The following is a 5,628-nucleotide window of genomic DNA, read 5'->3' as shown; positions in this document are numbered from 1 at the left end:
CGGTGACTTCGACACGGAATTGCGCCAGGGCGGGGGCGGCGGCGAGCGCACCGCCCGCGGCCAGGAAGGCGCGGCGCCGGAAATGCGTTTTCGGATCCATTCTGCTTGGTCTTGCTCTCATCGATTCAGTTCAATCGCGATGGTCTGCCCTTTGCCGGCGGCCGCGGACGGCGTTGCGCCCCGGGAGGCCGGACCCGATCGGGGAAAATCATCGCATGTCCCGACCCACCCTCTCCGTGATCGTCGCCGCGCGCAACGAGGCGCACCAGATCGCCGACTGCGTGCGCAGCGCCGCCTTCGCCGACGAAGTGATTGTCCTCGACTCCTCCAGCACGGACGCGACCGCGGACGTGGCGCGCGCAGCGGGGGCGAAGGTGCATGTCACCGACTGGCCCGGTTACGGCAGGCAACAGCAGCGGGGCATCGCACTGGCCACCGGCGACTGGGTGCTCTCGCTCGACGCGGACGAGCGGATCACGGAGGAACTCGCGGCCGAGATCCGCGCCGCCATCGAGCAACCCGTCGCCGAAGGCTATCGCCTGCCGCGCTACTCGAGCTTCTGCGGCCAGTTCATGAACCACGGCGGATGGCGGCCTGACTATACCCTGCGCCTCGTCCGGCGCGACCGCGCGGGCTTCACCGAGCATTTCCTGCACGCCCACATGACCGTGGAGGGCCGGCGCGCCGACCTGCGCTCGCCGATCATCCATTACAGCTACCGCGACCTCGACGACGTGCTCGAGAAGCTGAACCGCTATTCGCGCGGCGCCGCCATCGACGCGCGCGACCAGGGCCGGCGCTCGTCCCTGTCCCGCGCCCTGGCCAGCGGGCTGTGGGCCTTCTGCCGCACCTACCTGCTGCGCCAGGGCTTCCGCGACGGCCGCCTGGGCCTGGTGCTGGCCATGTACAACGCCCAGACCCATTACTACAAATACCTGCGCCTCTGGATGATGGAGCGCGAGGCTTAGCCGCCGATGCGGTCGCGCGCTCCGGTGCGGGGGCGCCCTGCGGCCGAGTGTCGCGGATACAGACGGCATAATCCCGGCTTCATCATTGCACTCCTGTTGGACAGAACCTCGTGATCCGCATCGACATGGGCGTGGTGCGGTGGCTGCTGCCCTTCTTCGCCGGCTCGCGCAAGTTCTGGGTCGGTGCCGTCATCTGCACCATCATCTCCTCGGCCCTCGAACCGCTGGTGCCGGCCCTGCTGAAGCCGCTGCTCGACGAGGGCTTCACCCCCGGCGGCCACCTCGAGCCCTGGCTGGTTCCCGTGGCGCTGATGCTGCTGTTCACGGTGCGCGGCATCACCGGCTTCCTGGCCGACATCGCGCTCGCGCGCATCGCGCAGGACGGGCTGATGCGGCTGCGCACCGCCATGTTCGCGCGCCTGCTGGAGGCGCGGCTGTCGCTGTTCGCGCGCGAGAACGCGACCGCGCTGTCCAACACGGTGGTGTTCGAGGTGCAGAGCGGCATGACCATGCTGACGAATTCGGTCATCGGCCTGCTCAAGGACAGCGTGACCATCGTCGCCCTGCTGATCTACCTGGTCTACCTGAACTGGCAGCTCACGGGCATCGTCCTGGTGATCGTGCCGGCCGTGGCATGGATCATCCGCGTCGTCGCGCAGCGGCTCTACAGCATCGCGCGCAGCAGCCATGCCGCGACCAACCAGCTCGCGTACGTGGTGGAGGAGAACGTGCTGGCGGCACGCGTGGTGCGCCTGCACGGCGCGCAGGAGGCCCAGGCCCAGCGCTTCGAAGGGCTCGGGCGCGCGCTGCGCCGGCTGGCGCTCAAGTCCGCGGCCGCCTCCGCGGCGCTGACGCCGCTCACGCACCTGGTGTCGGCCACTTCGCTGTCGGCCGTCATCGTCATCGCGCTGTGGCAGAGCCGCGAGGGCATTTCGGTCGGCACCTTCGCCGCCTTCATCACGGCCATGCTGATGCTGGTGGCGCCGATCAAGCACCTGTCGCAGGCCGCCACCCCGATCATGCGCGGCTTTGCCGCCGTGTCGCGGGCGCGCGAACTGCTGTCGAACGTCGCCCCCGAAAGCGGCGGCACCCACGCGCCCGGGCGCGCCGACGGCCACATCGAACTGCGCGACGTGCGCGTGCGCTACCGCGACGACGCGATCCCCGCGCTCGACAGCCTGAGCCTCGAGATCGCGCCGGGCGAGGTGGTGGCGCTGGTCGGGCCCTCGGGATCGGGCAAGAGCACGCTGGCCAACCTGCTGCCGCGCTTCGTGCTGCCCGACACCGGCTCCGTCCTGCTGGACGGCGTCGACGTGGCGGAGTGGCGGCTCGATGCGCTGCGCTCGCAGTTCGCGCTGGTGAGCCAGGACGTGGTGATGTTCAACGACACGGTGGCGGCCAACATCGCGCTGGAAAGCCCGCCCGATGCGGCCCGGCTGGCGCGCTGCGTGCAAGCCGCCAACCTGCAGGACGTGGTCGACAGCCTGCCGGAGGGGCTGCAGACGGTGACCGGGCACAACGCCACCCAGCTCTCGGGCGGCCAGCGGCAGCGGCTGGCGATCGCCCGCGCGCTCTACAAGGACGCGCCGATCCTGATCCTCGACGAGGCGACCTCGGCGCTCGACACGGTTTCCGAGCGCCTGGTGCAGGAGGCGATGCAGCGCCTGATGACCGGCCGCACCACCCTGATCATCGCGCACCGCCTTTCGACCGTGGAGCACGCGCACCGCATCGTCGTGCTGGAACAGGGCCGCATCGTCGAGAGCGGTTCGCACGCGGAACTGCTGGCGCACGACGGGCTCTACGCCCGGCTCTACCGGCAGCAGGGGGGCGGCGCGAAATGAACGGCTTGCGCAAGCGGCGGATGCAGTTGCATGCAGCCCGCTGAGCGCCCGCCCCGCATCGCGCTGGTGCGCGGCAGCTGGAACGCCGCCGGCGGCGCCGAACGCTTCGTGCAACGCATCGCGCAGGCGCTGGCCAGCCGCGGCGTGGAGCTGACGATGATCGCGCGCAAGTGGCCGCGCGGGGGCGAGTTCGGGCTGCCGCCGAACGTGCGCTGCGTCGAGCTGGGCAACTTCCACGTCGGGCGGCGCTGGCGCGACCAGGCCTTCAGCCGCGCCGTGCGCGAGGCGGTGGCGCGCGAGGGCTTCGACCTGGTGCAGTCGCACGAGCGCATCCCCGGCCTGCCGCTGTACCGTGCCGGCGACGGCGTGCACCGCCAGTGGCTGGCGCTGCGGGGCCGCAAGGGCGGCTGGTGGCGCCGCCTGGGCGACGCGCTGAGCGCGCACCACCGGATGCTGCTGCGCACGGAGCGGGAGATGTTCCAGCACCCGGCGCTGCGGTGCATCGTGTGCAACTCGGAGATGGTGCGCGACGAGATCGCGCGCCACTACGGCGTCGCGCCCGAGAAGATGGTGGTGATCCGCAACGGCATCGACCTGCAGCGCTTTCGCCCGCCCGAGCCGGCGCAGCGGCAGGCGGCGCGCGAGCGCTTCGGCTGGCCCGAGGATCGCACCGTGTTCCTGTTCGTCGGCTCCGGCTTCGAACGCAAGGGCGTCGAGGGCGCGCTGCGCGCCTTCGCGGCGGGCGGCCTGCAAGACCGTGCGCTGCTGGTGGTGGTCGGCCACGACAAGCACCTGGCCCGCTACCAGAAGCTGGCCGAGCGGCTGGGCGTCGCCGGCTCCGTGCGCTTCACCGGCGCGCAGAACGACGTGCTGCCCTACTACCACGGCGCCGACGCCTTCGTGCTGCCGACGCTCTATGACCCGCAGTCCAACGCCGTGCTGGAGGCGATGGCCTGCGGCCTGCCGGCGATCACCACCACCAGCTGCGGCGTCGCCGAACTGCTCTCGCCTGCATCCGGGCACGTCGTCGATGCCTTCGACGTGCCCGCCCTCGCCCGTGCCATGGCGGACCTGCTGCCGCGCGACCACGCCCGGGCGCTCGGCGCCGCCGCCCGCCGGGCCATGGAACCCTACGGCATCGACCGCATGACCGACGACTACCTGGCGCTCTACGCCCGCCTGCTGGGCGCGCCCTCGCTCCGATGAAGATCCTCCACACCGAATCCTCCGACGGCTGGGGCGGCCAGGAAATGCGCGTCGTCGCCGAGATGCAGGGGCTGCGCAGCCGCGGCCACGTGCTGGAGCTCGCCGCGCCGGCCTCCGCCCGCATCCACCGCGAGGCGGCCGCGCTCGGCTTCCGCGTGCACGACGTGCCGATCGCGCGCAAGAGCCTGCGCGGCGTGTTCGCGATGCGCGAGCTGCTGCAGCGCGAACGCTTCGACGTGGTCAACACCCACAGCTCCCCCGACAGCTGGCTCACGGTGCTGGCCAACGTGCTGTCGGCGCACCCGGTGCCGCTGGTGCGCACGCGGCACACCACCGCCGCCGTCTCCCGCAAGCCCACGACCAGCTGGGTCTACCAGCGCTCCGCCGCCATCGTCACCACCGGCGAGCAGCTGCGGCAGGCCCTCATCGACGTGAACGGCTTCCGCATGCCGATCCGCTCGGTGCCCACCGGCGTCGATCCCGCCCGCTTCGGGCCCGCCGATCCCGTGGCCGCGCGAGCCGCGCTCGGCCTGCCAGAGCTGTTCACCGTGGGCATCGTCGCCGGCGTGCGCAGCTGGAAGGGGCACCGCTACCTGGTGGAGGCGGTGCAGCAGCTGCACCAGCAGGGCCGCGTGCTGCAGCTCCTGATCGTCGGCGACGGCCCGCGGATGCAGGAGGTGCAGGCCCAGGTGGCCGCCGCGGGGCTCGGCGAGATCGTGCGTTTCGTCGGCCACGACCCGCAGCCGGAGCGCTGGATGCGCGCGATGGACCTGTTCGTGCTGCCCTCCTATGCCAACGAGGGCGTGCCGCAGGCGCTGATGCAGGCCATGCTCAGCGGCCTGCCCTGCGTGACCACGCACGTGGGCTGCATCTCCGAGATCGCGCACGACGGCCGCACGGCGGTGGTCGTGCCCACGCAGGACTCCGCCGCCGTGGCGCGCGCGATCGCGGGCCTGATGGACGATCCCGCGCGGCGCGACAGCCTCGGGCGGGCGGCGCGCGCCCTCGCCCTGGAGCGCTGCACGCTCGACGTCATGTGCGACGCGATGGAGGAGGTGTTCCGTTCCGTCGTGGCGGGCGCGGCGCGGGCTTGACGCGCCGGCCCGGCCACGGGCTCAACGCGCCGTGCGCGCCCGGCGGTCGGCGGCCACCCAGAGGGCGAACCACAGCAGCGCCAGCGAGCCGTGCTCGACGCGCAGGGTGGTGTTGAACAAGCCGCCGACGACCACCACCGCCAGGCTCGCGGCACTGGCCACCCACAGCGGGGACTGCGCCGCCGAAGCGGCGCTGCGCAGCAGGGTCCAGGCCCAGGTGCCGAGCAGCACGGCCAGCGCCAGCAGGCCCAGCACGCCGCGCTCCACCAGCGTGGAGACGTACAGGCTGTGCGCGTGGGGGGCGGTCGTATAGCGCTCGCGATCGCACGGCTCGCCGCGAGCGGTGCGCCAGGCGCACACGTCGTCGACCGAGAGCGTGTGGAAGGCGTCCGGCCCCCACCCGAGCAGCGGCCGCTGCCGCCAGCCCTCGGCGGCGATGCGCCAGTGCTGCACGCGGATGTGCATCGACAGGGTGGTGCCGATCTTCTCCAGGCTCAGCTTCTCGTCGGACAGTTG

General features: G+C 72.0%; 5 protein-coding genes. 4 read left to right on the top strand and 1 reads right to left on the bottom strand.

Annotated features, from left to right (window positions below; translation table 11 throughout):
• Nucleotides 1-215: 215 nt before the first annotated feature.
• The 4 genes from VFM98_RS06440 (at nucleotide 216) to VFM98_RS06425 (ending at nucleotide 5,112) form a co-directional block, all read left to right on the top strand.
• The gene (locus VFM98_RS06440) at nucleotides 216-968 is read left to right on the top strand and encodes a glycosyltransferase family 2 protein (RefSeq protein WP_325109079.1); all 753 of its coding nucleotides are present in this window, start codon (nucleotides 216-218) and stop codon (nucleotides 966-968) included.
• A gap of 125 nt (nucleotides 969-1,093) precedes the next feature.
• Nucleotides 1,094-2,812, top strand: a complete 1,719-nt coding sequence (msbA, locus tag VFM98_RS06435) for a lipid A export permease/ATP-binding protein MsbA (protein ID WP_325109080.1) — start codon at nucleotides 1,094-1,096, stop codon at nucleotides 2,810-2,812.
• A gap of 30 nt (nucleotides 2,813-2,842) precedes the next feature.
• Complete coding sequence (locus VFM98_RS06430) at nucleotides 2,843-4,018, top strand: glycosyltransferase family 4 protein (protein WP_325109078.1); 1,176 nt, start codon at nucleotides 2,843-2,845, stop codon at nucleotides 4,016-4,018.
• Nucleotides 4,015-5,112 (top strand): glycosyltransferase family 4 protein, encoded by a 1,098-nt coding sequence (locus tag VFM98_RS06425; protein WP_325109077.1) that lies wholly within the window; start codon nucleotides 4,015-4,017, stop codon nucleotides 5,110-5,112. Before VFM98_RS06430 ends, VFM98_RS06425 begins: the two co-directional genes overlap by 4 nt.
• A gap of 21 nt (nucleotides 5,113-5,133) precedes the next feature.
• Here the strand turns inward: VFM98_RS06425 and VFM98_RS06420 are convergent.
• On the bottom strand, nucleotides 5,134-5,628 hold a 495-nt coding region (locus VFM98_RS06420), incomplete at its 5' end, for an O-antigen ligase family protein (protein WP_325109076.1).

The organism is Ramlibacter sp., from assembly GCF_035706265.1.
GTDB lineage: Bacteria > Pseudomonadota > Gammaproteobacteria > Burkholderiales > Burkholderiaceae_C > Ramlibacter.
The sequence above is the reverse complement of the archived record's forward strand: the minus strand, read 5'-3'. Positions and strand labels throughout refer to the sequence as shown.

Excerpts from the sequence above, each read along its gene's own strand:
- VFM98_RS06440 (WP_325109079.1), top strand. The coding sequence starts at position 216 with ATGTCCCGACCCACCCTCTCCGTGATCGTCGCCGCGCGCAACGAGGCG.
- msbA (WP_325109080.1), top strand. The coding sequence starts at position 1,094 with ATGGGCGTGGTGCGGTGGCTGCTGCCCTTCTTCGCCGGCTCGCGCAAG.
- VFM98_RS06430 (WP_325109078.1), top strand. The coding sequence starts at position 2,843 with ATGCAGCCCGCTGAGCGCCCGCCCCGCATCGCGCTGGTGCGCGGCAGC.
- VFM98_RS06425 (WP_325109077.1), top strand. The coding sequence starts at position 4,015 with ATGAAGATCCTCCACACCGAATCCTCCGACGGCTGGGGCGGCCAGGAA.